Below are 1,734 nucleotides of genomic sequence, written 5' to 3'. Positions count from 1 at the left end.
GTGGATCATCTACCAAAACAAAGAGCAATCCTCCAGCGGCCCAAAAGATAGCGGATGTTAACTGATTTATTATAAAAAAATTCTTCCAAAACCGTCCATGAAGCAAATTGCCTTGTTTTATTAATTGATGATATTTAATAACAAATAGACCTCTTAGCAAATTATTAAAAACAAACAACAATAAGAGCCATATGGCTACAAAGCGAGTATCACTAACTTTATTCCAGAGGATCAAAGCAAATAAGACTGCGGCAAAAAAATCACCAATGATTAAAATTGAATAATTTTTATAGGATTCGGTGACCAGTTTTTCTTCTATTTGTGCTGGGGTAACTCCTGGGAAGTCCATTTGAAATGTATCCTTAGGATGATATTTTTCAGCCGTTAAGTTTAAGTATAGCTCTTTTTTTCATACTCATTTTGTCTCCGAGATATAGGATTTGACTCTATCTTTACCTGCTTCTTTAGCCGCATAAAGTGCATGGTCTGCAGCTTTTATTATGTCTTCAATGGTAGCGCCATGTTTTGGTGCTTCTGCTATTCCAATCGAAATAGTAATGCCAGGCAATGGTCTGTCTTTATAATAAGCTATTGTATTTTTTAACTGTTCGCGGAATTGATCCATTCGGTCAAAGGCATTATCTAAGGTCATATTTGGGAATATCACCGCAAACTCCTCGCCACCAAAACGAAAAGGAATATCACTTTCACGAAAATCACTGAGCAGTAATTGTCCAATTAATTTAAGAACTTCATCACCTGCTAAGTGACTATATGTATCATTAAATTTTTTAAAATTATCAATGTCCAGCATGGCCACGCATAGTGTATTTTTTTCGCGTGCAATTCGAATTAATTCGCGCGATAAAAACTCATTTAAATGCCGTCGATTATATAAATTGGTTAAAGGATCATGTAAGGTGAGTTCACTTAGTGAGGCACGTAAATTAATATTAGCTAAAGCAAGTTTAACAATATTGCCAAATGAATTTGCTATATCCTGTTGGTGTTGTGTTAGTTTTTTTCCTTTGGCTGCCAACAAATGAATAACACCAATTAATTCATTTTGCACCATTAAGGGCAATGCAATATAGCCCCCTTGAGGGAGTGTTAAATAATGATTACAAGGTACCGCCTTTTGCGGATCATCAACAAGAATAGTATTCGCTTCGCGGATTGCAAAACAATCCATTGGAAAAAATAACTTTGGCAATAATTGATCGTGTCCCCACTGAATTACAGTTTCCAACTCATTGGCGGATTGATTAAAAACAGATAAACCGCCACTTAATTCAGGAAATAAGTCTTGTGCAATTAAATTGATTCGCGGGTATGCTTCTTCTACTGAAACACAAATTTGCAGAGAGCGATTTAACTTATTTAATAAATTTTCATCATGTTCAAGTAGCTTTAACTCATTTAAAGTCACCATTGTTTTCTCATTAAGCTGTCGCATTTTTTCTTCATTTTGAATGCGATCACTAACATCTTTAATTTGTATAATAAAATTAACCGGCAATCCCTGTTCGTCTCGAATCAGTGAGTAACTGACCATGGCCCAGATAATACGACCATCTTTGCGGATATAGCGCTTTTCCAAGTGAGAAATACGCATTTCGCCCTTGATTAGTTTGCTCATAGCATCTCTAGTCATGGGCATATCAGCGGGGTACGTAATATCGAACATGCTTTTGCTACACAATTCAGTATCACTATAACCTAAGGTATCTTGTA

Annotated in this window: 1 protein-coding gene and 1 pseudogene; both read right to left on the bottom strand. The window is 35.6% G+C overall.

Annotated elements, in window-relative coordinates:
- A pseudogene (locus LDG_RS09545) lies at positions 1-349 on the bottom strand (GGDEF domain-containing protein); the annotation flags it as partial.
- A 66-nt stretch (positions 350-415) separates the two neighbouring features.
- Positions 416-1,734: GGDEF domain-containing protein (locus LDG_RS09540; RefSeq protein WP_040535234.1), on the bottom strand; the 1,319-nt coding region annotated here is incomplete at its 5' end.

The sequence above is a fragment of the Legionella drancourtii LLAP12 genome (assembly GCF_000162755.2).
Lineage (GTDB): Bacteria > Pseudomonadota > Gammaproteobacteria > Legionellales > Legionellaceae > Legionella > Legionella drancourtii.
Note: the sequence above shows the minus strand (reverse complement) of the source record. Positions and strands in the feature narration are given on the sequence as shown.